At 68.3% G+C, this 24,358-nt stretch carries 20 protein-coding genes; 17 read left to right on the top strand and 3 right to left on the bottom strand.

Annotated features, from left to right (window positions below; genetic code table 11):
• Position 1 precedes the first annotated feature (1 nt).
• From ROY82_00890 to ROY82_00845, 10 genes are all read left to right on the top strand, one after another.
• The gene (locus ROY82_00890) at positions 2 to 2,899 is read left to right on the top strand and encodes an AAA family ATPase (GenBank protein MDT3681020.1); all 2,898 of its coding nucleotides are present in this window, start codon (positions 2 to 4) and stop codon (positions 2,897 to 2,899) included.
• Between the two features lie 367 nt (positions 2,900 to 3,266).
• Positions 3,267 to 4,865: an NAD(P)-dependent oxidoreductase gene (locus ROY82_00885; GenBank protein MDT3681019.1), complete on the top strand. Its 1,599-nt coding sequence runs from the start codon at positions 3,267 to 3,269 to the stop codon at positions 4,863 to 4,865.
• Between the two features lie 175 nt (positions 4,866 to 5,040).
• On the top strand, positions 5,041 to 5,658 hold the full coding sequence (locus tag ROY82_00880; GenBank protein ID MDT3681018.1) for a TetR/AcrR family transcriptional regulator: 618 nt from the start codon (positions 5,041 to 5,043) through the stop codon (positions 5,656 to 5,658).
• Positions 5,655 to 6,680 (top strand): 3-oxoacyl-ACP synthase, encoded by a 1,026-nt coding sequence (locus tag ROY82_00875; protein ID MDT3681017.1) that lies wholly within the window; start codon positions 5,655 to 5,657, stop codon positions 6,678 to 6,680. The genes ROY82_00880 and ROY82_00875 overlap by 4 nt, the downstream gene beginning before the upstream one ends.
• A complete protein-coding gene (locus ROY82_00870; GenBank protein MDT3681016.1) occupies positions 6,677 to 8,179 on the top strand; it encodes an AMP-binding protein in 1,503 nt (500 codons plus the stop codon). The genes ROY82_00875 and ROY82_00870 overlap by 4 nt, the downstream gene beginning before the upstream one ends.
• A gap of 239 nt (positions 8,180 to 8,418) precedes the next feature.
• Positions 8,419 to 9,609 (top strand): ABC transporter substrate-binding protein, encoded by a 1,191-nt coding sequence (locus tag ROY82_00865; protein MDT3681015.1) that lies wholly within the window; start codon positions 8,419 to 8,421, stop codon positions 9,607 to 9,609.
• 66 nt (positions 9,610 to 9,675) lie between these two features.
• Positions 9,676 to 10,542, top strand: a complete 867-nt coding sequence (locus ROY82_00860) for a branched-chain amino acid ABC transporter permease (GenBank protein MDT3681014.1) — start codon at positions 9,676 to 9,678, stop codon at positions 10,540 to 10,542.
• Entirely contained in the window at positions 10,539 to 11,567 is a 1,029-nt protein-coding gene (locus tag ROY82_00855) for a branched-chain amino acid ABC transporter permease (protein MDT3681013.1), read from the top strand. Before ROY82_00860 ends, ROY82_00855 begins: the two co-directional genes overlap by 4 nt.
• Positions 11,564 to 12,325 carry an ABC transporter ATP-binding protein gene (locus tag ROY82_00850; protein ID MDT3681012.1) on the top strand — a complete coding sequence of 254 codons (762 nt, stop codon included), beginning with the start codon at positions 11,564 to 11,566 and terminating at the stop codon, positions 12,323 to 12,325. Before ROY82_00855 ends, ROY82_00850 begins: the two co-directional genes overlap by 4 nt.
• Positions 12,322 to 13,041, top strand: a complete 720-nt coding sequence (locus tag ROY82_00845; GenBank protein MDT3681011.1) for an ABC transporter ATP-binding protein — start codon at positions 12,322 to 12,324, stop codon at positions 13,039 to 13,041. The genes ROY82_00850 and ROY82_00845 overlap by 4 nt, the downstream gene beginning before the upstream one ends.
• A gap of 20 nt (positions 13,042 to 13,061) precedes the next feature.
• Here ROY82_00845 and ROY82_00840 read toward each other — a convergent pair whose 3' ends face one another.
• Complete coding sequence (locus ROY82_00840; GenBank protein ID MDT3681010.1) at positions 13,062 to 14,279, bottom strand: Gmad2 immunoglobulin-like domain-containing protein; 1,218 nt, start codon at positions 14,277 to 14,279, stop codon at positions 13,062 to 13,064.
• Positions 14,280 to 14,339: 60 nt separating this feature from the next.
• Complete coding sequence (locus ROY82_00835) at positions 14,340 to 15,209, bottom strand: NAD-dependent protein deacetylase (GenBank protein ID MDT3681009.1); 870 nt, start codon at positions 15,207 to 15,209, stop codon at positions 14,340 to 14,342.
• A 169-nt stretch (positions 15,210 to 15,378) separates the two neighbouring features.
• On the opposite strand from ROY82_00835, the gene ROY82_00830 reads away from it, so the two are divergent.
• Positions 15,379 to 16,782, top strand: a complete 1,404-nt coding sequence (locus ROY82_00830; protein ID MDT3681008.1) for a TldD/PmbA family protein — start codon at positions 15,379 to 15,381, stop codon at positions 16,780 to 16,782.
• A gap of 2 nt (positions 16,783 to 16,784) precedes the next feature.
• Positions 16,785 to 18,098 carry a metallopeptidase TldD-related protein gene (locus ROY82_00825; protein MDT3681007.1) on the top strand — a complete coding sequence of 438 codons (1,314 nt, stop codon included), beginning with the start codon at positions 16,785 to 16,787 and terminating at the stop codon, positions 18,096 to 18,098.
• Here the strand turns inward: ROY82_00825 and ROY82_00820 are convergent.
• Positions 18,027 to 19,511 carry an MFS transporter gene (locus ROY82_00820; GenBank protein ID MDT3681006.1) on the bottom strand — a complete coding sequence of 495 codons (1,485 nt, stop codon included), beginning with the start codon at positions 19,509 to 19,511 and terminating at the stop codon, positions 18,027 to 18,029. The two genes, ROY82_00825 and ROY82_00820, sit on opposite strands and share 72 nt — an antisense overlap.
• Here ROY82_00820 and ROY82_00815 point away from each other — a divergent pair.
• The 5 genes from ROY82_00815 (at position 19,434) to ROY82_00795 (ending at position 24,316) form a co-directional block, all read left to right on the top strand.
• Positions 19,434 to 19,805 (top strand): hypothetical protein, encoded by a 372-nt coding sequence (locus tag ROY82_00815; protein ID MDT3681005.1) that lies wholly within the window; start codon positions 19,434 to 19,436, stop codon positions 19,803 to 19,805. The two genes, ROY82_00820 and ROY82_00815, sit on opposite strands and share 78 nt — an antisense overlap.
• A 9-nt stretch (positions 19,806 to 19,814) precedes the next feature.
• Positions 19,815 to 20,894, top strand: coding sequence for an alanine racemase (locus ROY82_00810; protein ID MDT3681004.1), 1,080 nt, complete (start codon positions 19,815 to 19,817; stop codon positions 20,892 to 20,894).
• Positions 20,895 to 21,137: 243 nt separating this feature from the next.
• On the top strand, positions 21,138 to 22,310 hold the full coding sequence (locus tag ROY82_00805) for a substrate-binding domain-containing protein (protein ID MDT3681003.1): 1,173 nt from the start codon (positions 21,138 to 21,140) through the stop codon (positions 22,308 to 22,310).
• A gap of 9 nt (positions 22,311 to 22,319) precedes the next feature.
• Positions 22,320 to 23,099, top strand: a complete 780-nt coding sequence (locus tag ROY82_00800; protein MDT3681002.1) for an ATP-binding cassette domain-containing protein — start codon at positions 22,320 to 22,322, stop codon at positions 23,097 to 23,099.
• Entirely contained in the window at positions 23,096 to 24,316 is a 1,221-nt protein-coding gene (locus ROY82_00795) for a hypothetical protein (protein ID MDT3681001.1), read from the top strand. The genes ROY82_00800 and ROY82_00795 overlap by 4 nt, the downstream gene beginning before the upstream one ends.
• The last annotated feature ends 42 nt before the right edge of the window (positions 24,317 to 24,358 follow it).

Below are 24,358 nucleotides of genomic sequence, written 5' to 3'. Positions count from 1 at the left end.
GATGCGGCTGCGCGGGCTTGCCGTTCACAGGTTCAGGGGCATGAGCCCTCTCGAACTCGACCTGGACGCCCCACTCGTGGTCGTGGAGGGGCCGAACGAGGCAGGAAAAAGCAGCCTGCTCGCCTTCATTCAGGCCCTACTCTTCCCCACCTCGACCCCCAGCCAAACACAAGTGGACGGCAGCCTCGACCTGAGCGCTGAAGGGAAGGAGTACCGGCTGGAGCGCTCCGGCGGTCGCTCGACCCATCGGCTCACCGAGCGCCTCACCGGCGAAACACTGGACCTAGCCCTCCTCGCCGACCTGACAGGGAACTTAGACGCCGGCGTCTACCGCAACGTGTTCGCGTTCGGCCAGGCCGAGCTGCAGGCCCTGAACGCGCTGGACGAAGCGGCAGTCAAGGAGCGCCTTTACTCCGCCGCCGTGGCCGGCGCCGGCAGGAATGCCGGGTCAGCGTCGAGGGAGCTGGAGGCGCGCGCGTCCGCCCTTCTGAAGCCGCGCAGCCAGTCGACCATCCTCGCCGGGCTGGCCGCCGAACTGAACGAGCTGAACGAGGTGGTGAGGAAGGCGCGCTCGGAGGCCCGAAGCTTCGCCGAGCTACAGAGCGAGCGCGAACGAGCGGCGCAGAGCGCGGACGAGAGTTCACGCTTCCAGCAGGCGGCGGCCGAGCGCCGCGCCTGGCTCGAGAACGTCCTGCGCGTCTGGCCTGCCTGGCAGGCCCGGGCGGCCGCTACCGCCGGCCTGAAGGAAGTGGCGGCCGAAGAGGCACGGCTCGAGGTTGCCGAGGACGGGGGCCCGGCGCCGGCTGCCTGGCTCAGGTTGGCCGGGCGCATTTCCGGCCTCGAGGCCGACCTCGGAGCCCACGAGCAGACGCAGGGGGAGGTGAGCAGCCGCCTCTCGGAGTTGAGCAAGCACGTCGAGACCCTCAGGGCCGGTCTGCGTAACCTTGGGCCCGGGTGGACAGCGGGACGGTTGACCGGGTTCGACGGCGGGGCGGAGTGGCGCGCCCGCGCCGCGGCCATGGCGGCGGCGCTCAGGGAGGCCGACGAGGCCCGAGCGCGGCTGCAGGGCGCCCGCGAGGGCGCGAGGCAAGCGGTAGCGGCCGCTATCGACAGGGCCGAGGAGAGGCGCCTCGAGCTCGACCGGAAGCTCGCCGACACCGCCAGGCAGCTCGCCCCGGGAGCACTCGAGGGCGAAGGCGCCGTCGGCCCCAGACTGGCCGACCAACGCAGCGAGGTGGTGGCCCGCCTCGACCTTCTCACCAAGCTCGAGGACCTGACGGCAGACCTCGCCCTGGTGAACAACCGGCGCGCCGGGACCCTGGAACAGTTGCAAGCAGCCGCCAACGCCCAACAGGCGGGGCGCTGGCGCCGCTGGCTGGGCTGGGGCATCGTCCTCGTCGGCACGGGAGGCGTGGCGTGGCTGGCCTGGCCGGACGATCGAACGCTGGCGCTGGTGGCAGTCGCGCTCGGAGCCGCTGCCGCTGCGCTTCTGTGGCCCTGGCAGCGCCACGCCGCGACCGAGGGAGTGCGGCCGGCAGCTGAGCTCGAGGCGCGTCTGAACGGCCTACGAGCAGAAGGGTTGGGGCTCGAGGCCGCCATCGGGGACGCGAGGGCCGCGCTGGGGCTTTCCGAAACGGGGTGTATGGAAGCCGGCAACGCGGAGGTGCGTTCGGCAGAGCGCCGGGCCACGGCCCAAGTAGCGGCGCTCGACGCGGCCATCGGAGCGCTCGAAGGCTTCGAGGCCGCCGAGCGCGAGGTCGACAGGTCGCGGCGGGCACTCGAGGACCACGAACGGCGGGCCGAGCAAGAGGAAGAAGCCCGGAACCGCGCGCTGAGCGAGTGGCAAGCCTGGTGCGAGTCGGTGGGCGTGGACCGGGGCACCACCCCGGCCGCCCTCGTGGATCTCGTCAACGAAGTCGAGCGGCTCAAGGGCGTCCAGGCCGCCTTCGACGACGTGACCGCCAAGTTGCGCCCGGCGATGGACAGGGCCGATGACTTCCGCGCGCGCGTGAGCGCAGTGGCGGCGGAGCTCCGGCTTGACCCGACCGGTGACGACGTGGCCGACACGGTACGCGACTGGGCCGACAGGCTTAGGGCAAGCGCAGGGAAGCAGGCCGGGTTGGCCACGGAGCGCGCCCGCCTGGAGGCGCAAGTAGCCGCCGCCGATCTGGAGTTGAGGACGCGCTTCGGGGCCGAGGCCGCTCGAGCGGCCGCCCAGTTGGCACAGGGCACTCCGGTGCTTTGGAACTCGCAACTTACCGAGGCGACCGAGCAGGAGCGGCGTTACGCGGACGCCGCGAAGGGACACCAAGAGCAAACGGGACAACTCCAGCAGGCGTTAACGCAGCTCGCAGCCTCAAACGCCCTAGCCACCAACCTCGAGGCAGCCGACCGCGTGGCCACGGAGGCGCACGCCCAGGTCCGGCGCTGGCTGGTGGCCCGCCTCGCCAAGACCCTGATAGACGACACCCTGCGGGAGTACGAACGCGACAAGGTGCCAGACGTCCTGCGCCGCGCCGGCGACCACATGGCGACCGTGACTAACGGCGCGTACGTGCGCGTGCACTTCAGCGAGGACGAGGGTCTCAGGGTCTTCAGCCAGCGCGACGAGGTGAAGGCGACGCAGGAACTGAGCCGCGGCACGCACGAGCAGCTCTACCTCGCGGTGCGGCTCGGGCTCATCGAGTCGTTCTCAGAGGCGAACGTGGCGCTGCCGCTGGTGCTCGACGACGTGCTCGTGAACGCCGACCCAGAGCGCGCCGAGCGGATCGTACGGGTGCTGGTGCAGGTGGCGGAGAGGCAACAGCTCCTCTTCCTCACCTGCCACCCGCACCTCGCGCTGCTCGTCATGGAGAAAGCGGCCGAGGCCAAGCATGTGAGGTTTCCGCCGGCCGCTTAAGCAGGAGGACGCACGTGAACTTCGACCTCCCAAACGCGGCCTTGGGGCGCGCCGGATCTTGGACAGGTTCGAATAGACGCCAAGAATGGGCGGTTGTGAGACTCTTGTGAGATTTCTGTCAGAACCCAGTTACTAAACTGCCCCGTGCTGATCTCCCGCCGACGGAGGTATGCCATTCGGCCCGAGCCCTAGCCGTGACGACCGGAACAGGGTTTGTCACCACAAGGGGTAATACTTTACTCAAGAAGGTCCCGGCTCCCCTGGAGAAGCCGCATTAATGAGAGCAGCAATCACAAAGGCAGTAAACAACGATCCACCGCTTCGGCGCCGTGGCGATAGGTATGACCCGCGACTCGCACCGGTAGGCGTGCTGAGCCGCATCGTCGGGGATGCCGGCTTGATCGTCACGGCCGTGGTCGTGTCTCAGATTCTTCTTGCGTTCTTCACGGCGGTCCCCCGGAACTCTTGGATAGTCGTCGGCATCGAGTCTCTTACGAACTCGGGTCCGCTGCTTGCCGGTACCCTCCTTTTATTCGTACTCGCGGCCAACACATTGATGGGCGTCTATGGCCATCAGCGTACGTTCGCACTTGCCGAGAAATTGTTGTGGCTAGGACTGAGCACCTTGATCGGCGTCGTTGCTGCAGGCGTCATCCTGTTCCTTACGTTAGGTGTCCATGCCTTGTCTATAAGCAGCGTGCTCGCGGCCGGGCTTCTCACGTTGATCATTCTGCCGGCAGCTCGGTGGTGGTCGTGGGCGTACCGGCTGGATATCAAGGGGGCTGAGTACCGCTACGACCTGGCCGTCAGGCGGCGGGCAGCCGAGAAGCTCCTTGCTGCAGGTGGTGACGACAGCACAACCGGCACGGTCCTAGTCATCGGTGGTGCGGGCTATATAGGTTCGGCACTCCTGCCGCGCCTGTTCGACACCCATGACAAGGTCAAGGTCCTCGACGTCCTCATGTACGGGAAAGAGACCATAGCCCCTTACTTGAACCACCCGAAACTCGAGATCATCAAGGCCGATTACCGTCAGCTCGATCAGTTGGTGACCGCAATGCAAGGTGTCGACACGATCGTCCACCTCGGCGGCTTGGTCGGCGATCCGGCTTGCGCCTGGAACGAGTCCCTGACGGTCGAGGTCAACCTCACCTACACGCGGGTCATCGCTGAGATCGCCAAGGCGAGCGGCATCAAGCGCTTCGTCTTCGCAAGCACGTGTTCCGTGTACGGCGCCAGCGACGAGATCCTGGACGAGGAGTCGGGCCTCCACCCGGTGTCCCTCTACGCACGAAGCAAGATCGGATCGGAGCGCGCTCTTCAACGCCTGATGACTCCCGAGTTCGCCGTGACCATTTTACGGTTCGGCACCATCTACGGCTTCTCGGGCCGGACGCGTTTCGATTTGGTTGTGAACCTGCTTACCGCCAAGGCCTACTTCGACGGGGTAATTACCGTGTTCGGTGGGAACCAGTGGCGGCCATTCGTCCACGTTGAAGACGCTGCGAAGGCGATAGAGAAGGTGGTCAATGCGCCTGTGCCCCTCGTTGCAGGGCAGACGTTCAACGTGGGATCGGAAGAGCAGAACGCGACTCTCGGGGACGTGGGCAGGTTGGTGAACCGCTTGGTTCCGACGGCCACTTACCTCGACTCCGGCATTGACGGTGACCGCAGAAACTACCGCGTCTCCTTCTACAAGATCCGCGAGGAGCTCGGCTTCAAACCGGATTGGACGCTGGAGGCAGGCATCAACCAGGTCCTCGACGCCCTGAAGGCCGGTAAGGTCACCGATTACCGCGACCCGCGCTACAGCAACGTGGCCTCCCTGAAGGAACTGACCGATAGAACCTTCTTGAGCACCGCAGCCGATGACGCGCGTGAACTGATTTACGCGGGGGACGAAGAATACCGCATGCCAGCCCGCTTGGATGAGGAACGGGTGCCTGCAACCACAGACGGAAGGTAGTACCGAATAGGGAACTTGGGCGAGGGCGACGCTTGTAAGCGTCGCCCTCGCCTTTCGTTTGCCGGCCTTGACACCCCCGCCCGCGTGGGTTCTACTACTGACAACTGAATCAGCAGTCAGGTTCTCGGCGCCCGCCCACAGGTGGTTGCGCCGAGCGATACCAGGAAGGCCGAAGTTGAGCCCACTCCCACGACCCAGCACCGCGCGCGGCGAGGCCACGAGACGCAAGCTGTTGGACGCCGCCGAGATCGAGTTCGGCGAGAACGGCTACGTGGCGACGTCCGTATCGAGCATCACTCGGCGTGCCGGCGTGGCCCAGGGGACCTTCTACCTCTACTTCCCCGGTAAGGCCGACGTGCTCCGCGAACTCGTCCAGCACATGGGCCGGCAACTGCGGCGCGCGCTCAGCGAGGCCACCGCGGGCGTCGAGGGCAGGCTGGAGGTCGAACGCGTGGGCCTAGAGGCGTTCATCCGCTTCTCGCTCGAGCACCAGAACCTCTACAAGGTCGTTATGGAGTCACAGTTCGTCGACGAGTCCATCTACCGCGAGTACTACCAGGCCCTCGCCGACGCCTACGTGGTGAACCTCGAACGGGCCCAGGCCAAGGGCGAGATAAGGCCCGGTGACGCCAGCGCGCAGGCGTGGTCGCTCATGGGCACGGCTCACTTCCTCGGGCTCAGGTACGCCATCTGGCGCCACGAGGTCCCGCCACAGGCCGTCCTCGACGCGACCTTCGACATGCTGGCCAGGGGGCTCGCCCCCGAGAAGGCTGCGAGGGGGGACGCGGCGTGACCGGCGCCGGTGCAGGCATCACGGGCCTCGGCACCTACGTGCCGGCGGGCCGACTGAGCGCCGCCGACCTGGCCGCGGCAACGGGCCTCCCGGAGTGGGTGGTCTCGGACAAGCTGGGCATCACCGCCCGGGTGCTGCCGGGCGAGGACGACCACCCGGTCGCCATGGGCGTGACGGCGGCCGCGAGGGCGCTGGCCGATGCCGGCGTGGCGCCCGACGAGGTCGACGTCGTCATATCGATCACCGAGGAGTACAAGGAGTACCCGGTGTGGACGGCGGGCATCAAGCTCGCCTACGACGTCGGCGCACGCAACGCCTACGCCTACGACCTGGGACAGAAGTGCGGCACCACCGTCCTCGCGCTCAAGCAGGCCAAGGACCTCCTCACCGCCGACGAGAACGTGAACGTGGTCTTGGTCGCCGGCGGCTACCGTAACGCCGACCTCATCAGCCTCACAGACCCCGACGTGCGCTTCATGTACAACCTGGGCGCGGGCGGCGGTGCGGCCGTCGTCCAGCGCGGCGCCGGGCACCGGCTGCTCGGCTCGAGCATCGTCACCGACGGCAGCTTCTCGCTCGACGTGCTGGTGCCCGTCGGCGGAACGAAAGAGCCCCTCACGAGGGAGAACCTTGGCGACTACCGCCTGCGCGTCACCGACCCTCCCGGGATGAAGGAGCGCCTCGAGCCCGTCAGCCTCGCGAACTTCGTGCGCGTGGTCGAGGAGGCGCTCGAGCGCAGCGGGGCCGGCCTCCCCGAGCTCGACTACCTTGCCATGCTGCACGTCAAGCGCAGCGCCCACGATTACCTCTTGGGGCGCCTCGGCTTGTCGGGCGAGCAGAGCATCTACCTGAACGAGTACGGCCACCTGGGGCAGGTCGATCAGATCCTCTCGCTGGAACTGGCGAGAGACCGCGGCCTGCTGCACGCCGGCGACCTCGCCGTGGCCGTGGCGGCCGGGGTGGGCTATGTGTGGAACGCCATCGCGCTGCGCTGGGCCGGAGATCAGGAGGCGTCCGCATGATCCTCGACGTCGCCGCTCGCCGCGCCGACCTCACGCCGGAGCAGGACGCCCTCTGGTGGGAAGGCCGCTGGTACACATACGCCGAGTTGAACGAGCGCGCCAACCGCACAGCCCTACTGCTCGCGGGCCTGGGCGTGCGCAAGGGCGACCGCGTGGCGATAGCCGCGCACAACCACATCGGACACATGGACCTCATCCTCGCCACCGCCAAGCTCGGTTTCATCTTCACGCCACTGAACGTGCGCCTGGCCAACCCCGAGCTCCATGCCCTTGGCGAGTACCTGCGCCCGAGCGTCGTGCTGCACGACGATGACCACGAAACGGCCGCGCGGGAGGCGGCGAACGGCGCCCCACTCCTCGACCTCACGCCCATGGGGGGCGAGGTGGCCGCTCGCGGTACCTCCACCCCGGCACTTCCCACGGCAGACCTGACGCCCGAGGACGCGCAGATGATCCTCCTCACGGGCGGCACGACCGGGTTGCCCAAGGGGGCCATGCTGCCTTACCGGCAGGTCTTCTACAACGCGGTAAACACGGTGTTCTCCTGGGGACTGCGTGACGACGACACCGTCGTCCAGTCCACCCCCTGCTACCACGCCGCGGTCAACGTCTTCACCACGCCCCTCTTCCACCTGGGCGGGCGCACCATCTTGCAGGGCAAGTTCGACCCCGCCGAGTACCTGCGGCTCGTCGAGGAGCTGGGCGCCACCGTCCTCTTCCTCGTGCCGACCATGTACGCCATGCTCGCCGCCGACCCGAGCTTTCGAACCCGCGACCTGTCCGGGGTGCGCTGGGCCATCTCGGGCGGCGCCGCCTGCCCCGAGCCCGTGCGGCGCGCGTTCGCCGCCCGCGGCGTGCGCTTCCGGCAGGGCTACGGCCTCACCGAGGCGGGGGTCAACTGCTTCGCCATCACGCTCGACCAGGCGGAGGAGAGGCCCGAATCGGTGGGCAAGCCCCTCCTCCATGCCGAGGCCGCCGTGCGCCGTCAGGATGGCAGCGTTTGCAGCCCGGGCGAGGTCGGCGAGCTCACGTTGCGCGGCCCCCACGTCTTCCTGGGCTACTTCGACAGGCCCGAGGCCACGGCCCAGGCGCTTCGCGGCGGTTGGCTGTGGACCGGCGACCTCGCCAGCGTGGACGAGGACGGCTTCTTCACCATCGTCGGCCGGCGCAAGGAGATGTTCATCTCCGGGGGCGAGAACGTGTTCCCAGCCGAGGTGGAGGCGGCCCTCTACGATCACCCCGCCGTGCTCGAGTGCGCCGTCCTTGGCGTGAACGACGAGCGCTGGGGCGAGGTGGGGCTGGCCGAGGTCGTCGTAAGGCCGGGGAGCAACGTCGGCAAGGAGGAGTTGCGCGAGCACCTACTTGGGCGCCTGGCGCGCTACAAGGTCCCCAAGTACATCGAGTTGACGGACGAGCTGCCGAAGAGCGGCGCCGGCAAGATCCTCAAGACCGCCCTCAGGGAGCGCTTCGAGCGCGCCTCGAAAGGGGGTGAGGCATGACCGCGAACCACGGGGTGAGGGTGCCGGGGGCAAGGCGAGCGGCGGCCGCGGCCACCGTGGCCCCGCCCTGGAACGCCCGACCACGCAAGCCCTCCAAGCGCCACGGACCTCGACCTTCACGGGGGGACCTCATGAGATGACCCACTCGACGCCGCCTCCGCCCGCAACCCAAGAGCCCATCTCCCGGCACCGTCCGGAGCCCCGCTACTCAGCGGGAAGCAAGTCCTGAAGGAGGAAGAATGAAGCGTATCCTCGCAACCCTCGTCTTCGCGGTCTTCGCCCTCGCCTCGGCGCAAGGCGTGACCATCGGCATACTGTCGCCCCTGACGGGCGGCGCCGCCGGCACCGGTCAGGCCCAGAAGGCGGGCTTCGAGCTCGCCCTCTCCCAGATCAACGCCGCCGGCGGCGTCCTCGGCCAGCCGCTCAAGATCATCATCGAAGACACCAAGGCCGACCCGGCCACCGGCGTCGCCGCGTTCGAGAAGCTGATGACCGAAGACAACGTCGAGTTCATCGGCGGCGGCTACTCCTCCGGCGTGACCCTCGCGCTCGTCGAGTCGTTCAAGACCTTCCAGCCCATCGTGTCGTGGATCGGCGGCGCAGTTTCTGGCGTCGGCATCGACGGCTTCGACGGCATCGAAGAGCTCCTCGGCCAGGAGCCGTGGTTCTTCCACGTGCACCCCTGGGACTACCAGAACACCGAGGCATCCACCGCCTTCATGTCCAGCACCGGCGCGCACACCGTGGCCCTGCTGCATGAGGACTCCGCCTTCGGCGGCCCCGGCGCCGTCGCCGCGGCCAAGCTCCTCACCGACGCCGGCATGGACGTCGTACTCGTGGAAGCCTTCAAGTCGACCCTCACTGGCGGCACCGGCGACTTCCGCGCCATCATCGCCAAGGCCGCGGCCACGAACGCCGACGCGCTCTTCTGGATCGGCTACGACAGCGACGTCGTGCCCCTCATCAGCCAGATCCGCGAGATGAAGTTCAACCCGCAGTACATCTTCGGTGCCCCTCCGGGCTGGCCGAGCGAGTTCGACACGGCCCCCGAGGCGCAGTGCGTCACCGGCCTCATCGGCTACCTTCCCAACCTCCCCAACCCCGAGGCCAAGAAGTTCCTCGACGCTTACCAGGCCATGTTCAACAAGGCCCCCGACAACTACATGGCCGCCCTCGCCTACGCGCAGCTGTGGAGCTACGCCGACTCCATCAATGCAGCCGGCACCACCGACCAAGCCGCCGTCATAGAAGCCATGCAGACGGGCACCTTCCCCTCCCCCATGGGCGAGTGGAGCTTCAAGCCGTCCGTCATCGCCCTGCACCAGGGCTTCGGCGCCGAGATGTGGAACGTGTTCCAGTTCCAGAACGGCGTCCGCGAGCTCGTTTGGCCCGCCGACCGCGCCACCGCGCCGCTGGTCAGCTGCCGCTGAAGTAGTCGCTGAGAGCGTGGGGGTCGGTACAAGTCCGGCCCCCACGCTCGACGACCTCTCAGTCTCATGGACCTATCTCTGCTACCCCAAGCGCTGGTCTCGGGCGTCCTCGCCTCCGGGCTCTACGCCCTGGTGGCGGTAGGCCTCGCGCTCGCCATCGGCGTCATAGGGATCGTCAACTTCGCACACGGCGAGTTCTTCATGGTCGGCGCCTTCCTCGCCTACCAGCTCTTCGTCAGCTTCGGGTTCGACCCGCTGTTATCTCTACTGTTCGTGGCGCCGGCTCTGGCGGTGTTGGGCGCCGTCATCTACTTATCTTCCATCCGCTTCGTGCTGCAAGCACCGGAGCTCAATCAGATGCTGCTGACCTTCGGGCTCAGCATCATCTTGCAGAACCTCGCACTCCTCATCTGGGGCGGCGACCCGCGGACCATCTCGAACGTGCCGTACCGCTCCTTCGGCGTCCAGTTCGCCGGCGTCAGCATCGGCGCTGTGCCCCTCGGCAGCTTCATCATCTCGCTCATTCTCGTGGCGGCGCTCTACTGGATGCTGGCGTCCACGCCACTCGGCCGCGCCATGCGCGCGGTGGCGCAGAACCGCATCGGCGCGGGCCTGGTGGGGCTGGAGGTCAACCGGGTCTACCTGGTGGCCTTCGCGCTTTCGGCCCTGCTGGCCGGCATGGGCGGGGTGATGATCGCCGTCATCCAGTCGCCCACGCCCACCATCGGCCTGGCGTTCACGCTCAAGGCGTTCGCCATCGTGGTGCTCGCCGGGCTTGGCAACATCAGGGGCATCGTGGCCGCGTCGCTCACGGTCGCCCTCGCCGAGTCGCTCGTGGCCACCCTGGTGCCCAACGGCGACGCCCTACGGAACATGGTCTTCTTCGCCATCATCTTCGTGGCCCTCGTGTGGCGCTCGCGGAGGACGGCGTGAAGGGGTTGGGGCGCGACCTGGCGCTCGCCATCCTGTTCGGTGTGATCCTCGCCGTGCTGCCGGTGGCGCTGCGCCAGTTCTTCGGGCGCTCATCCGTCAGCTACCTCTCGCTGGCCACCAACGCCCTCGTGCTCGCCACGCTGGCGCTGTCGTGGGACATGCTCGCTCGCACAGGTCAGCTCTCCCTCGCGCACGCCGCCTTCACCGGCGCCGGGGCCTACACGGTCGCAATCCTCTTCAAGCTCGTGAACGCGCCCCTCTGGGTGGGCATCCCACTGGCCGGCCTGGTGGCCGCGGTGCTCGCGCTCGGGCTGGGCTCGGTCACCCTCCGCCTCTACGGCATCTACTTCGCCATCGCCACCCTCGCGTTCACGGAGGTCCTGAAGGCCGCCGTGCAGCAACTCCCCACGGCTGTGGCGGGCGGTGCGGCCGGCATCAACGTCCCTACGCTCTTCAGGCCCACCTTCGTGCCCGGCGCCATGGAACGCTGGGAGTTGGCGTTCTTGCGCAACCAGAGTTACTTCTGGGTGTACGCGGGGCTGTTGCTGCTTGCCGTGATCGTCTCGGTCATCTTGCAACGCTCCCGCCTGCGGTCCGCCTTCACGGCCATACGCACCAACGAGCAAGTGGCGGGCGTCATGGGCGTCAACGCGGTGAGCGTCAAGCTCCTCGCCTTCGTGCTCTCCAGCTTCATCGCCGGGTCGCTCGGCGCCATCGAGGCGCACCGCCTCGGCAGCGTGAGCCCGGACGGTGCCTTCTCGGTGCACACGACGGTCCTCGCGCTCGTCACGCCCATCTTCGGCGGCCTGTACACCACCCTCGGCCCGATCCTGGGCGCAACCGTGCTCGCCGGCCTGGAAGAGACGCTCAAGCGCACCTTCTCCGAGGGCTACCTTATCGGCTACGGCATCGTGCTGGTGGCGAGCATCCTCTTCATGCCGCGTGGGCTGGTGGGCCTGATATCGCGGCTGCTCAGGCGGCCACGCAAGGTCGTCCCCGCAGAGCCCGAGGAGGCGCGGCCGTGAGACCCATCCTGCGCGCGGCGGGCCTGTCGAAGATGTTCGGTGGCCTGACGGCCGTCAACAACGTGTCGTTCGACGTCGAGCGGGGCGAGATCTTCGCCATCATCGGGCCCAACGGGGCCGGCAAGACCACGCTCCTCAACCTCGTATCGGGACTGCTTGCGCCCACCTCCGGCAAGCTCGAGCTGCTAGGCACCGACATCACGCACCTGCCGCCTTTCCAACGCTGCCGTCTGGGCCTGGGGCGCGCCTTCCAGGTCGTGCAGCCCTTCCCCGAGATGACCGTCTTGGAGAACGTGCTCGTGGGCGCGCGGTTCGGCTCCGACAGGGTGAGCTTGGCCGAGGCCCAGCGCCGCGCCGACCTCGCGCTGGAACGCACCGGCCTGGCCCCTATCCGCGAGCACTCGGTGGAGGACCTCAACCTCATGCAGGAGAAGCGCCTCGAGATCGCGCGGGCGCTGGCCACTCAGCCCGAGGTGCTGCTCCTCGACGAGGTCATGGCCGGCCTGCGGCCGGCGGAGGCTCGCGTTGCCGTCGAGCTGGTCAGGAACGTTCGCGAGGAGGGCGTCACCGTGGTGTTCATCGAGCACGTGATGCCCGTGGTGCGCGACCTCGCCGACCGGGTGCTGGTCATGGACCACGGCTCCGAGCTCGCCCGGGGCACCTACGCCGAGGTGACGAACGACCCTAAAGTGGTCGAGGCCTACCTCGGAACCGAGGACGACGCGCCAGAGGGCGACGCAACGGAGGGCGGCGCATGACCAAGGCCCTGGAAGTCCGTGGCCTGCGGGCCGGTTACGGCAAGATCAACGTCTTGTGGGACGTCGCTCTCGACGTGGAAGAGGGCGAGCTCGTAATTATCATCGGCGCCAACGGCGCCGGCAAGACGACCCTGCTTCGCACCATCAGCGGGTTGGTGCACGCGCGCGCCGGCACCGTGAAGGCGTTCGGCACCACGTCGCTGGTGGGCTGGTCGCCCGCCAGGGTCGTGCGCGCCGGAGTCGGCCACGTACCCGAGGGTCGGCAACTCTTCCCGCTCATGACCGTGAGCGAGAACCTCGAGAGCGGCGCCGCGTACCTGCCCCGCGCCCGCGGGCGGGCCAACGCCAACCGCAAGCTCGTCTTCAGCCTCTTCCCGCGCCTGGCCGAGCGCGGCGCGCAGCTGGCGGGCACGCTCTCGGGCGGCGAGCGCCAGATGCTGGCCATAGGCCGCGCGCTCATGAGCGACCCGCAGTTGCTGCTCGTCGACGAACCGTCCTTGGGCCTCTCGCCGGCCCTCTCGAAGACCGTCTTCCAGGCCCTTAAGAAGATCAACGCCGACGGGGTTACTGTCGTGCTGGTCGAGCAGAACGTGCAGCAGTCGCTGCGCCTCGCCGACCACGCTTACGTGCTCGAGAACGGCGAGGTCGTGAAGCGGGGCACGGGCAAGGAGTTGCTGGTGGACCCGGCCGTGCGCGAGGCTTACCTCTCGATGTGAGGGTCCGAAGTTCCCAGGGTTCAGCGCTGCAGGTTCAAGGCCACGTGCAGCGCCGCCACTTGCTCCATCACTGCCGACGGGTCATCGCGCTCGAGTACGAGCGTGGCCCTCGTGGCACCAGCGGCCTCGAACGCCACCTCGCCCTGGAACTGCACCTTGTCAGTCACCATCCACGGGCCCTGGGCCGTGGCGAACCCGCGGCCCAGCACGGTGCCGTCCTCCGCGACGACCGACACGGGGAACGTGCCCTCGAAGAACCAGGGCCCGACTGCCTCGCCCTCGAAGCGCAGCGGGCTGCTCACGGTGGCGCCGGGAGTGGGCGTGCCGAGGGTGATGAAGGGCGCCAGGTTCGACTTGCCTGCGGCGGGCCACGTAACGAAGCGAGCGTCACCCTCGAGACGAACGCTCAAGCCGTCCAGCACGTCGAAGAACTCGCCGAGCACGGCCCGCCGATCTGCGTCCGTGAACTCCTCGATGCTCCCCGCGGGGTAGTTGCCGAACTGCGACTCGACGACGCGCACGGTGAAGTCGTAACACGCCCCTCCCGCCCACAGGCGCCGCGCCTCGCCCGTTGCGTAGGTGCCGGCGGCGCCGTCCGTGAGGTTGCCGAAGCGGGCGGTAGACAAGCTGCCGGAGCCGTCCTGGTCGACCGCCAGCCCGGGTTGTAGGCCGACGTAACCGGGGGGCTGGGTCAACAGGCACGAGATGGGCGCGCCCAACTCTGGCCGCGGCCGGATCGCCATGCCGGCGACCCTGAAGTTGGTGTTCTCGTAAGAGGTCTGGGGCACGTAGAGGCAGTACTCGAAACCGTCGTCGCAAGGCGGGATCGTCGAGGAGGCGCGGACCTCGTCCTCGGCCGTGGCCAGGGACATGCTGGCGGGGTAGTGCAGGGTGACGGCCCCACCCGACAGGCTCAGGGTGAGCATGGGGGCAGAAGTACCGCTCGGCGCCGGGCTCTGGGAGGCTGATCCGTCGGCGGTCCGCTCGAGCTCGGACTCACTAGCAGCTGAACCGTTGGCGGGCCGCTCTACCTCGGCCCCACTCGCCCCGGACCCTCCCGCACTGGATCCTGCGGCGCCGGGCCGGACTTCGCCGGCACTGGCCTCAGTTTCGCGGACCGTGGCCCCCGCCTCGTTGCCGACGGTCCCTTCCGGCGGACCGAGCAGGCGGGTGACGAGCACGGCCACCACCGCAAGCACGATCACTATCCAGAACAGGTTGGCATAACGCCGCTTCATCGTTTCCATCTTGGAGCCCCTGGATGTGATTCGGTGGCTGCCACGCACATCGCGCGTTAATCAGCTCCTGAGAGTTCCAGGTGCCGGCTCTTCCGAGGCGCCGGCCAGCAACTCGGCCGCCTGTGGCAGCACCTCGGCCAACGGCGCCTCGACGCGCAGCGTGGCCTCGCCGTCTGCGCGCGTGGGGCCCTGATTGACCACGGCCACCGGCTTGCCCTGCACCAGGGCGGCTTTCACGAAGCGGTAACCGGAGAAGACCTCCAGCGACGACCCGAGCACCAGGAGCGCCTCCGCGGCCTCGAGCCAACGGCCTGCCTGCTCCACACGCGCCCGGGGGACGTTCTCGCCGAAGAAGATCACGTCGGGCTTCATCACGCCGCCGCAGACGGTACACATGGGCACGCGGAAGGAACTCGTTAGCGCCGGGTCGAGCGCCGCGTCACCGTCGGGCAGAATGTCGGCGTCGAGGCTCGCGAAGCCCGGGTTGAGCTCGAGAATGCGCGCCTGGAACGCGTCGCGCCGCTCCCTGGTGCCGCACGCGAGGCAGGTCACCTGCGCGAGATCGCCGTGCAGCTCGATGAGCGCGCGGCTGCCGGCCTTGCGGTGCAAGCCGTCGACGTTCTGGGTGACGGTGCCGGTCGTGAGGCCAAGTCGCTCCAGCTCGGTTACGGCGAAGTGGCTGGGGTTCGGCAGGCGATCGGCCATGGCTCCCCAGCCCACGGCGCTGCGCGCCCAGTAACGCTGCCTGGCTGCAGCGGCGCCCGTGAACTCCTGGAACGTCATCGGCTTGGGCGCCGGCCGACGGCGGTGGACGCCGCGGTAGTCGGGGATGCCGGAGTCGGTGGAGATCCCGGCGCCCGTCAACACCATGCTGCGGCGCCCCTCCAGGAACTCCATCAGCGCACCCACTCCAGTCGGCACATGGAACATGCCCGATGCTACAGGTCCGGGGGCCACTGGCCTGCCCCAGCCGCTACGCCGCCGGCACGCCTGATACCGCTTAGTTAGCCCCACGATGGACGCTTAGCTGTCATTCCGCTCGACGCTGCCTCAGCGCTACTTGGGTCCCACATAGGCGCCTCAGGCGGTACCATCGACCATGCTCAACCACGCTAGTTACGCCACCCTGATCGAGAAGGGCCGCTCCGCCGGCGCGGACTTCGTGGAGGTCTACGCCGAGCGCTGGCGCACCCGGCTGCTGCGCACCATCGACGATCACGTCGAGGAGGCCGGCAGCAGCCTGCAATTCGGCGCGGGCATTCGCCTGTTCTTCGGCACCAACGTCGTCTACGGCTACACGAACGACTTGTCCGACGCGGCCCTGGGCGAGTTGCTGAGCAGCCTCGTGGCGGTGCGCGCCGTGGAGGGCGCCGGCGTGCCCGACGCCACCGGTCGCGGCGGCCTCGACCTTCGCACCAAGCGTGCCGGAACCGACATCCACGCGCCGCAGGTGGCTTTCGAAGCCAGGGACAAGGCATGGCGGCTCGAGCGCATGCGCGAGCTCGAGTCGGGCGCGCGCATCTCGCCCGAGGTGAAGCAGGTCGAGGGCCGGCTGATCGAGTGGGAACAGGACGTTTCGGTGGCCAACTCCGACGGGGTGATAGCCGACGACAGGCGCGTGCGCACCCGGCTCATCGCCCAGGTGATCGCCACCGACGGCATCGACACTCAGGCGGCGCACGACGGGCCGGGCCTCTCCATGGGCCTCGAGCTGCTCGACGTCCACCCGCCGGCGTCGGTGGGCCGGCGCGCCGCCGAGGTGGCACTCCTCAACCTGCACGCCCGCAAGGCGCCCGCCGGCAGCATGCCCGTGGTAATAGGCAACGCCTTCGGGGGCGTCATCTTCCATGAGGCGCTCGGGCACTTGCTCGAGACCACGAGCGTGGCCCGCAACGCCTCGGCCCTCGCCGGGAAACTGGGCGAAGCGGTAGCGTCCGACGTGGTGACCTACGTGGACGACGGCACCACGCCGCACGGCTGGGGTTCCTCGCGCTTCGACGACGAGGGCGCGGCCACGGAACGCACGGTGCTGATAAACGCCGGCCGGCTCGAGAGCTACATGGTGGACCGCTGGGGCTCGCTCATGACGGGCTACCGCGCCACGGGCTCCGGGCGGCGCCAGGACTACACCTTCGCGCCCACCTCACGGATGCGCAACACCTTCGTCATACCAGGCAGCACACCCAAGGAGGCCCTCTTCGAGGGCATCGAGCTCGGCCTTTATGCCAAGACCATGGGTGGTGGCCAGGTGAAACCCGGCTCGGGTGAGTACAACTTCGCCGTCAACGAGGGCTACCTGATCCGCAACGGGGAACTGGCCGAGCCCGTTCGCGGCGCCATGCTCGTGGGCAGGGGGCCCGAGTCGATCAAGCGCATCGCGGCCGTCTCCGACGACGTCTCCACGGCGCCCGGCATGTGCGGTTCGCTGTCGGGCTCGGTGCCAGTGGAGGTAGGGCAACCGCACCTGCTGGTGAGCGAGATCATCGTGGGCGGGGAGGCGTGACGATGAAGGTAACCGAAGCCAAAGAGTGGTTGCTCGCCGAGGCCGCCAAGCGCGGAGTGGACCTGGAGGTCCTCTCCACCAGCGACCGGAACCTCCGGCTGGAAACGCGCGGCGGCGAGGCGTCGGACGTGCACTCCTCCACCAGGAGCGGCATCGGCCTGCGCGTAGTGGACGGCGGCCGCACCGGCTACGCCTCCACGGAGGAGCTGAGCGAGGACGCCCTGGCCTGGGCCCTCGACGAGGCCATCGAGAACGCCTCCCTCACCCCCGCCAACGGTGCCGCCCTCCCGGCGGGCGGGCCGCTGGGCCGCGTGGACCTCCTGGGCGAGGGCCTGTCGGCGACCATGGAGGACAAGCTGGGAAGCGCCGCCGAACTCGAGGAGACCCTCACGGCCGACCCGCGCCTGCAGGCCATGCAGTTCGGCCGCTACATGGAGACCGAGCAACGCCTCGAGATCGGCTCGAGCAAGGGCGTCGACGGCGGCTACCGCGCCGGTGTCGCCGTGCTGATGGCGGGCATCGTCATGCGCGAGGGTGAGAGCGTGAAGCAGGGTTACAACCTCCACGCCGAGGGCGACTACCACCAGTTGGAACCGGGCCGCACCGCCCTCGAGACCCTGGACAAGGTCGGGCGGCACCTAGGCGCCAGGCCGCTCGAGTCAGGCCGCCGCCGCGCGGTGTTCGAACCCGAGGTCGTAGGCGTCCTGCTCCAGCTACTCGCCTTCTCGCTGTCGGGAAAGGCGCTGGCCGAGGGCAAGAGCAAGCTGGAGGGCAAGCTGGGGCAGCGGGTTGCCTCTCCCCTGATCACCATCGTGGACGACCCCACACTCCCGGGCGCCCTCGGCAGCCGCCCGTTCGACTCGGAGGGCACGGCGTCCAGGCGCCTCACGCTCGTCGAGGAGGGCGTCCTGCGGTCGTTCATGCACAACTCGGAGACCGCCAGGCGCACGGGTCAACCGAACACGGGGCACGCGTCACGCACCTACGCGAGCACGCTCGGCGTGAAGCCCAGCAACCTTCTGCTCCTCCCGGGCCAGGGCATCGACGGTGCCGACGGCGTGCTGATTACCGACCTCATGGGGGTGCACGCGGGCGCCAACCCCATCAGCGGCGACGTGAGCGTCCAGGCAATGGGCCTCGAGAGCGTGGGCGGTGAAACGTTCCCTGTAGACGACTTCGCCATCTCCTTCAACCTCTTCGAACTCCTGCAACGCGTGAGCGCCGTAGGCACCGACCTCACGTGGTCATACGGCTTCGGAAGCCCCATCCAGGCCCCCAGCCTCTGCGTGGAGGACCTGAGCTTCGCTGGAGGTTGAGGCGGCGGACAAGGTGGCCTCCACCAGGGCCGACTCGTTCCCGACCAGCGCACCGGCGTTGAACCGCCGCAGAACGGTGAGCGCCAGCAGCGCCAGCACCCCGAGCGCCGCGCCCACGGAAGCGAACCCGAAGCGAAACGAGGTGGCAGCCACCACCAGCCCACTGAGCGTCGGGGCGAAGACCTCGACCGTGTGGTTGATGGAAAGCCTCAGGCTCAGGGCTACGCCGCGGTCGCGAACCGGGACGTGTGAGGCCACCGCAACGATGCTGAGCGGGAAGGCTATGCCAGTGCCGAAGCCCACCACCACGGCAAGCGCGGCGAACGTGGTCACGCTGTTAGCCAGAGACAGCAGGCCGACGCCCGAGGCGACGGCCACCATCGAAACCACCAGGGTGTTCCCGGTGCCGCCCAGCAAGCGCGTCACAAGCGGCATGATCGGCCGGATCAGCACGGACGTGAGCGAGCCCAGGCTCACGAGCGAGCCGATGAGCGTTGCCGACATGCCCATCTGCTCGAGCATCACGGGGAGGAACGTCTCGCGCATGGTGATCGCGAGGAACACGCCGGCGCTCGTGAGGACGGCCATCTGCAGGCCGACGTTGCGCAGTGTGTCCAACACCACGCCCTTGCGGCGCGGGTTGGCCCGCACCCGGCGGTCCCGGTCCTCCGGTGCGGAGCGTGCCACCAACAGGCCGATGGCCGAGGCCACCAGCAGCACCACGAACACGACCAGGAAGCTCGTGCGGTAACCGGCGTGATCGATGGCGATGCCCACGAGGATGGGCCCCACCATGCGGCCGCCGGCCATCCAGGTGGAGTAGGCGGCGAAGTTGCGTTCGTGCGTGCGTCCGTTGCCGAGCGACGCCACCAGCGACTGCGAGGCCAACGTGAAGAAGATGTAGAAGAAGCCGAGAAGGAGGCGCGACGCCGCCAGGGCCGGCACGCCGGGGAACGCCACGACGCCGAGCGGCGCCAGGGTGAGGCCCGCCAGCCCCAGGAAGTACCAGCGCGGCGCGCCCAAGGCGTCCATCCAGCGCCCGGCGGGAAGCGCCAGCACGACCGGGAAGATGCCCGGCAGCGCCATCAGCACGCCCAACCACTGAGCGCCCAGGCCCAGGTCGACGGCGTAGAGCGGCGCCATCACCGCCATCATGCTGGAGGCCATCGCCATGAGGCCGGAGCCAAGGCACTGGTAGAGGAAAGAGCGGGCAGCGGGCAGCGGCGTGTCCTTATCCGTGAGAGGCCCGGCGGCGACCGCCGATGGCTGGCCGTTCCGGGTGACGCACAGGGTAACGCCGTTGGCCGACCACCGGTAGTGGTGTACGCTTTGCCCATGAGAAAGCGCATCTTTCTGCCGCTGGTGCTCAGCGCCCTCCTTCTGGCCGCTTGCGGATCGTTCATGCCCGTCCACGAGTTCAAGGGCACGGCGACGGTGAACGCGGTCTCGGCCCCGCTGCTGTTCCGTTTCACCACCTACGGAGAACTGGTTCGCGGCACGTACTTCCTCGCCGACTCGGAGGAGCCGACCGGCCGGACCGAGGGGACTCTCTCCGGCACGAAGCTCGAGATGACGCTCATCTCGGGTGACTGCGTCTACGACTTCAAGGGATCGGTGGACGCCGAGGAACTCCTCGGGACCTTCTCGTCACGGACCACGGCCTGCGGTCCAGGCGGGTCCTGGGCCCTGAAGTCCGTCGGCTCCTGAGCTAGCGCCATGAGCGCGCCCGCTGTCGCCACGTCCATCACTAGCATCGACACGCCCTGCGTGGTCGTCGATCTCGACGTGGCGGAGCGCAACATCCGCCGCCTCCAGGACTACCTGGACGAGCACGGCATACAGAACCGCCCCCACATCAAGACGCACAAGCTCCCCCTGCTGGCGCACTGGCAGGTGGCGGCTGGAGCCTGCGGCATAACGGTGCAGAGCATCGGCGAAGCCGAGGTCATGGCGGGCGCCGGTCTCACCGACATCCTGATCACTTACAACGTCATGGGTGAGGAGAAGGTCCGGCGCCTGGCGCAGGTGGCGCGCATGGCGCGCGTGCGGGTAGCCGTAGACAACGAGGTGGCGCTCGAGGCCGTTGCCGCCGCGGCGCTGCTCGCCGAGAGACCCATCGGCGTGCTCGTCGAGTTCGAGTCCGGAAAGCTGCGGCAAGGCGTAGTCACGCCCGAGGAGGCGGCCGAGCTCGCGCAAGTCGCGGCGGGCCGGCCCTACGTCGAGTTCCTCGGCCTGCTCACCTACCCGAGCTCCGAGCGCGTGCCCGGCTTCGTGACCCGCACGCGCGAGCTGCTGGCCGAGGTGGGGATCGACGTGAAGGTCGTGTCCGTCGGCGGCACACCGGGAATGTGGCGTACGCACCTCACGGGACTCGTGACCGAGCACCGCGCGGGCACTTACATCTACAACGACCGCAACAGCATGGCCGCGGGCAGCGCCTCGCTTGAGGACTGCGCCCTGCACGTGCACGTCACGCTCGTCAGCAAACCCACCCCCAACCGCGGCGTGATAGACGCCGGCTCGAAGACCCTCGCGGCCGACCCTTTCCCGCAGGACCGCGGGGGCGGCTACGGCTTGATCCTCGAGTACCCCGAGGCCATCGTCACCGTGCTGTCCGAGGAGCACGGGGCCGTCGACTTCTCGGCCTGCTCGCGCACCCCGGCGATAGGCGAGCGCCTGCGCGTGATCCCGAACCACGTGTGCCCAGTCTCGAACCTGCACGACGAGGTGTACACGCACCGGCGCGGCGTGCTCGAGGCGGTGCTCCCGGTCGCGGCCCGCGGCAAGACGCGTTAGCCGGCCGCCGGTTCACATCGCCGGCACCTCCGTGACCGCTGACCACAGTCCAACGAAACCCGGCGCTAGCCTGTTCGTGCTTCGGGAGGCACGGCCGGGTCACCCCGATGACCGGCACGCCCGCCCTCGGTAGCGAGCCGCAGTCAGCCAAGGCCCCCAAGAGCCGGCGCGACACCAGCGGCCGCGACCCGACGTCTTCCCACCGCCCGAAGTCAATGCTCATCGGGGAGAAAGCCGGCGAACATGCGAATCGGAATCCGGTCCATGTGGCGGGTACTCCGCCTTGCACTGTTGATCATCTTGGTCAGCGGCGCCGCCTGGGCGCAAGACGCGTCCTCCATCACCGCCAACTCCTTCACCGCGGACTTCTCGACGATGAGCCTGCTGAAGGACCTCGCCCAACAAGGCAAAGGCAAGATAGGCGTGCTGCTACCCGAGACCACGACCTCGGCACGCTACACGGCGTTCGATGAGCCGTTCCTCAAGCGGGCCTTCAAGGAAGCGGGCGTACCCGACTCCGACGTCATCATCACGAACGCCCAGGGCAGTGAGTCTACTCAGCTGACGCAGGCCCAGGCCGCCATCACGCAGGGCGCCACGGTACTCGTGGTCGACCCCATCTCGTCGGGCGTCGGTGCCTCCATCGAGAAGGCCGCCAAGGATAGCGGCGTGACGGTCATCGACTACGACCGCCTCACGCTGGGCGGCTCGCGCGCCTACTACGTGAGCTTCGACAACGTCCAGGTGGGCAAGCTCATCGGCGACGGCTTCGTCGACTGCGTGAAGGCCTGGAACGTCACCGACCCGCACGTTCTCATCATGAACGGCGCGCCGACCGACAACAACGCCACGCTCTTCTCGCAGGGCTACCACTCGGTGCTCGACCCGCTGTTCGCGAACGGCACCTACACCAAGGTCGCCGAACCCGCCGGCACGTGGGACCCGGCCCAGGCCAGGACCACGTTCGAGGGCCAGTACACGGCGCACAAGGAAATCAACGCCGTGGTCACCCCTAACGACGACAACGCCAACGCCGTCATCGCTTACCTCAAGACGCTCGGCGTGCCCGCCAACACCTTCCCGACCACCGGTCAGGACGCTACGCTTCAGGGCCTGCAGAACGTTCTGGCGGGCTACCAGTGCGGCACCGTCTACAAGGCCATCAACCTCGAGGCCCAGGCGGCCGCCGCCCTCGCCATCTTCGTGCGCGCCGGCCAGACCCCGCCCGCCGCGCTGGTGAACGGCACGACCAACGACAGCCAGGCCAACATGGACGTGCCGTCCGTGCTCCTCACCCCCATCTGGGTGACGCCCAAGAACATGGCCGACACGGTCGTGAAGGACGGCTTCACCAAGGCCTCCGACCTCTGCGCGGGCTTCGCCGATCAGTGCAAGGCCGCCGGGATAGGGCAGTAGGGTTCTAGCGTGACTGACGAGCAGGCTCGGCAACCGGTGAAAGCGGCTGCCGAGCCGCTCTTACGCCTCGAGGGCGTGCGCAAGAGCTTCGGCGCGGTGCACGCCCTCAAAGGCGTGAACCTCACGGTGCCCGCGGGGCAGGTCACTGCGCTGGTCGGCGACAACGGCGCCGGCAAGTCGGTGACGGTGAAGGTCGTCGCGGGTACTTACCTGCCCGACGAGGGACACATGTACTGGGAGGGCAGACCCGTAAGGCCGCGCAGCCCTCGCGAGGCCGCCACGCTCGGGATAGAGGTCGTCTACCAGGACCTCGCGCTGTGCGACAACCTCGACGTGGTGCAGAACATGTACTTGGGGCGCGAGCTCCTTCGCAACCGGCTCCTCGCCGAGGACGACATGGAGCGCAACGCCATGCAGACCCTTTCGGAGCTCCGGGTAACCACCGTGCAGTCGGTGCGGCTGCCAGTTGCCGCCCTCTCGGGTGGTCAACGCCAGTCGGTGGCCGTGGCCAAGGCAGTGATGTGGAACTCCAAGCTCGTGATCCTCGACGAGCCCACGGCCGCCCTGGGCGTGGCCCAGACCAGGCAGGTCCTCGAACTCGTGACGCGCTTGGCCGAGCGCGGGCTGGGGGTCATGATCATCTCTCACAACCTCAACGACGTTTTCGCTGTCGCCGACCGCATAGCCGTCATGCGCCTGGGCCAGGTCGTGAGCGAGGGGCCGACCGCCGACACCGACGTGCAGACCGTGGTGGAGCTCATGACCACCGGTAAGGCGGGCGCGGCGTGACCGACGTCGACACACCGGCCCTGGCCGACGCGGTCCCCGACAAGGTCGTCAAGCGCCTCGCCCGTGGCGGCGGCACGAACGTCGTGCCCGTCCTCATCGGCGTGGTCGTGATCGCCATTATCTTCCAGTCGTTCAACGATCACTTCTTATCTACCGGTAACCTCGTCAACCTGCTGGTGCAGGCCTCGGTGTTCATGCTCATCGGCATGGGCGAGGTGTTCGTGCTCCTCTTGGGCGAGATCGACCTTTCCCTCGGCTACGTGGCCGGGATCGGGGGCGTGGTCGTCACCGAGCTCGTGCAAGTGCGCACGGGTTGGCCCTGGTGGGCCGCCATCCTCGCCGCGCTGGCCGTCACCGCCGCCATCGGGCTCTTCCAGGGCAGCCTGGTCACGCGGTTGCGGCTGCCGTCGTTCGTGGTGACGCTCGCGGGCCTGCTCGGCTGGCAGGGCGTGATGATCATCATGCTCGGCACCGGCGGCACCATCCCCATCCCCGACGACACCATCAACGCCATCGCCAACGGCACCATGTCGCCCGCCTTCGGCTGGGCACTCGCCGCGGTTGTGGTGGTCTTCTTCGCTTACATCACCATCAGCTCCGACGGCAGGCGCCGCGCCAGCGGGCTGGCGGCGCCAAGCGTCTCTCGCACCATCTTGAAGGTGGCGCTTGCCGCCGCCGCGGCAGTGGCCCTGCTGCTACTCACCAACGCCAACCGCGGCGTCGGCACCTACGTGCTCAGGGGCATGCCCTACGTGATCCCCCTCGTTTTCGCCGTGCTGGCCCTCTGGTCGCTGGTACTCACTCGCACGCGCTTCGGGCGCTACGTTTACGCCATCGGCGGCAACGCCGAGGCCGCCCGCCGTGCGGGCATCTCGCTTTCGTGGGTGAGGACGCTCGCCTTCACCTTCGCAGCAGTTACGGCGGGCGTGGGCGGCATCGTCTACGCCTCGAGGCTGCGCTCCATGTCGACGAGTTTCGACGGCGGCACCATAGTCTTGTACGTCGTGGCCACCGCCGTCATCGGCGGCACGAGCCTCTTCGGCGGCCGCGGGCACCCGCTGCACGCCGTGCTCGGCGGCGTGGTCATAGCCGCCATCGTCAACGGCATGGCCCTGCTGGGCCTCAGCGCGGCCATCCAGTTGATAGCCACGGCCATCGTGCTGCTGGCATCGATCATGGTCGACGTGATCGTCAGGCAGCGCGGCGCCGGCAGTTGAGGCCGATGACGGCCGATTGACGCACCGCGGGTATCCTCGCTG

The organism is Truepera sp. (genome assembly GCA_032027045.1).
GTDB lineage: Bacteria > Deinococcota > Deinococci > Deinococcales > Trueperaceae > JAAYYF01.
Note: the sequence above shows the minus strand (reverse complement) of the source record. Positions and strands in the feature narration are given on the sequence as shown.

Excerpts from the sequence above, each read along its gene's own strand:
- ROY82_00805 (MDT3681003.1), top strand. The coding sequence starts at position 21,138 with ATGCGAATCGGAATCCGGTCCATGTGGCGGGTACTCCGCCTTGCACTG.
- ROY82_00825 (MDT3681007.1), top strand. The coding sequence starts at position 16,785 with ATGAAGGTAACCGAAGCCAAAGAGTGGTTGCTCGCCGAGGCCGCCAAG.
- ROY82_00835 (MDT3681009.1), bottom strand. The coding sequence starts at position 15,209 with ATGTTCCATGTGCCGACTGGAGTGGGTGCGCTGATGGAGTTCCTGGAG.
- ROY82_00815 (MDT3681005.1), top strand. The coding sequence starts at position 19,434 with ATGAGAAAGCGCATCTTTCTGCCGCTGGTGCTCAGCGCCCTCCTTCTG.
- ROY82_00870 (MDT3681016.1), top strand. The coding sequence starts at position 6,677 with ATGATCCTCGACGTCGCCGCTCGCCGCGCCGACCTCACGCCGGAGCAG.
- ROY82_00860 (MDT3681014.1), top strand. The coding sequence starts at position 9,676 with ATGGACCTATCTCTGCTACCCCAAGCGCTGGTCTCGGGCGTCCTCGCC.
- ROY82_00840 (MDT3681010.1), bottom strand. The coding sequence starts at position 14,279 with ATGAAGCGGCGTTATGCCAACCTGTTCTGGATAGTGATCGTGCTTGCG.
- ROY82_00830 (MDT3681008.1), top strand. The coding sequence starts at position 15,379 with ATGCTCAACCACGCTAGTTACGCCACCCTGATCGAGAAGGGCCGCTCC.
- ROY82_00810 (MDT3681004.1), top strand. The coding sequence starts at position 19,815 with ATGAGCGCGCCCGCTGTCGCCACGTCCATCACTAGCATCGACACGCCC.
- ROY82_00845 (MDT3681011.1), top strand. The coding sequence starts at position 12,322 with ATGACCAAGGCCCTGGAAGTCCGTGGCCTGCGGGCCGGTTACGGCAAG.
- ROY82_00865 (MDT3681015.1), top strand. The coding sequence starts at position 8,419 with ATGAAGCGTATCCTCGCAACCCTCGTCTTCGCGGTCTTCGCCCTCGCC.
- ROY82_00890 (MDT3681020.1), top strand. The coding sequence starts at position 2 with ATGCGGCTGCGCGGGCTTGCCGTTCACAGGTTCAGGGGCATGAGCCCT.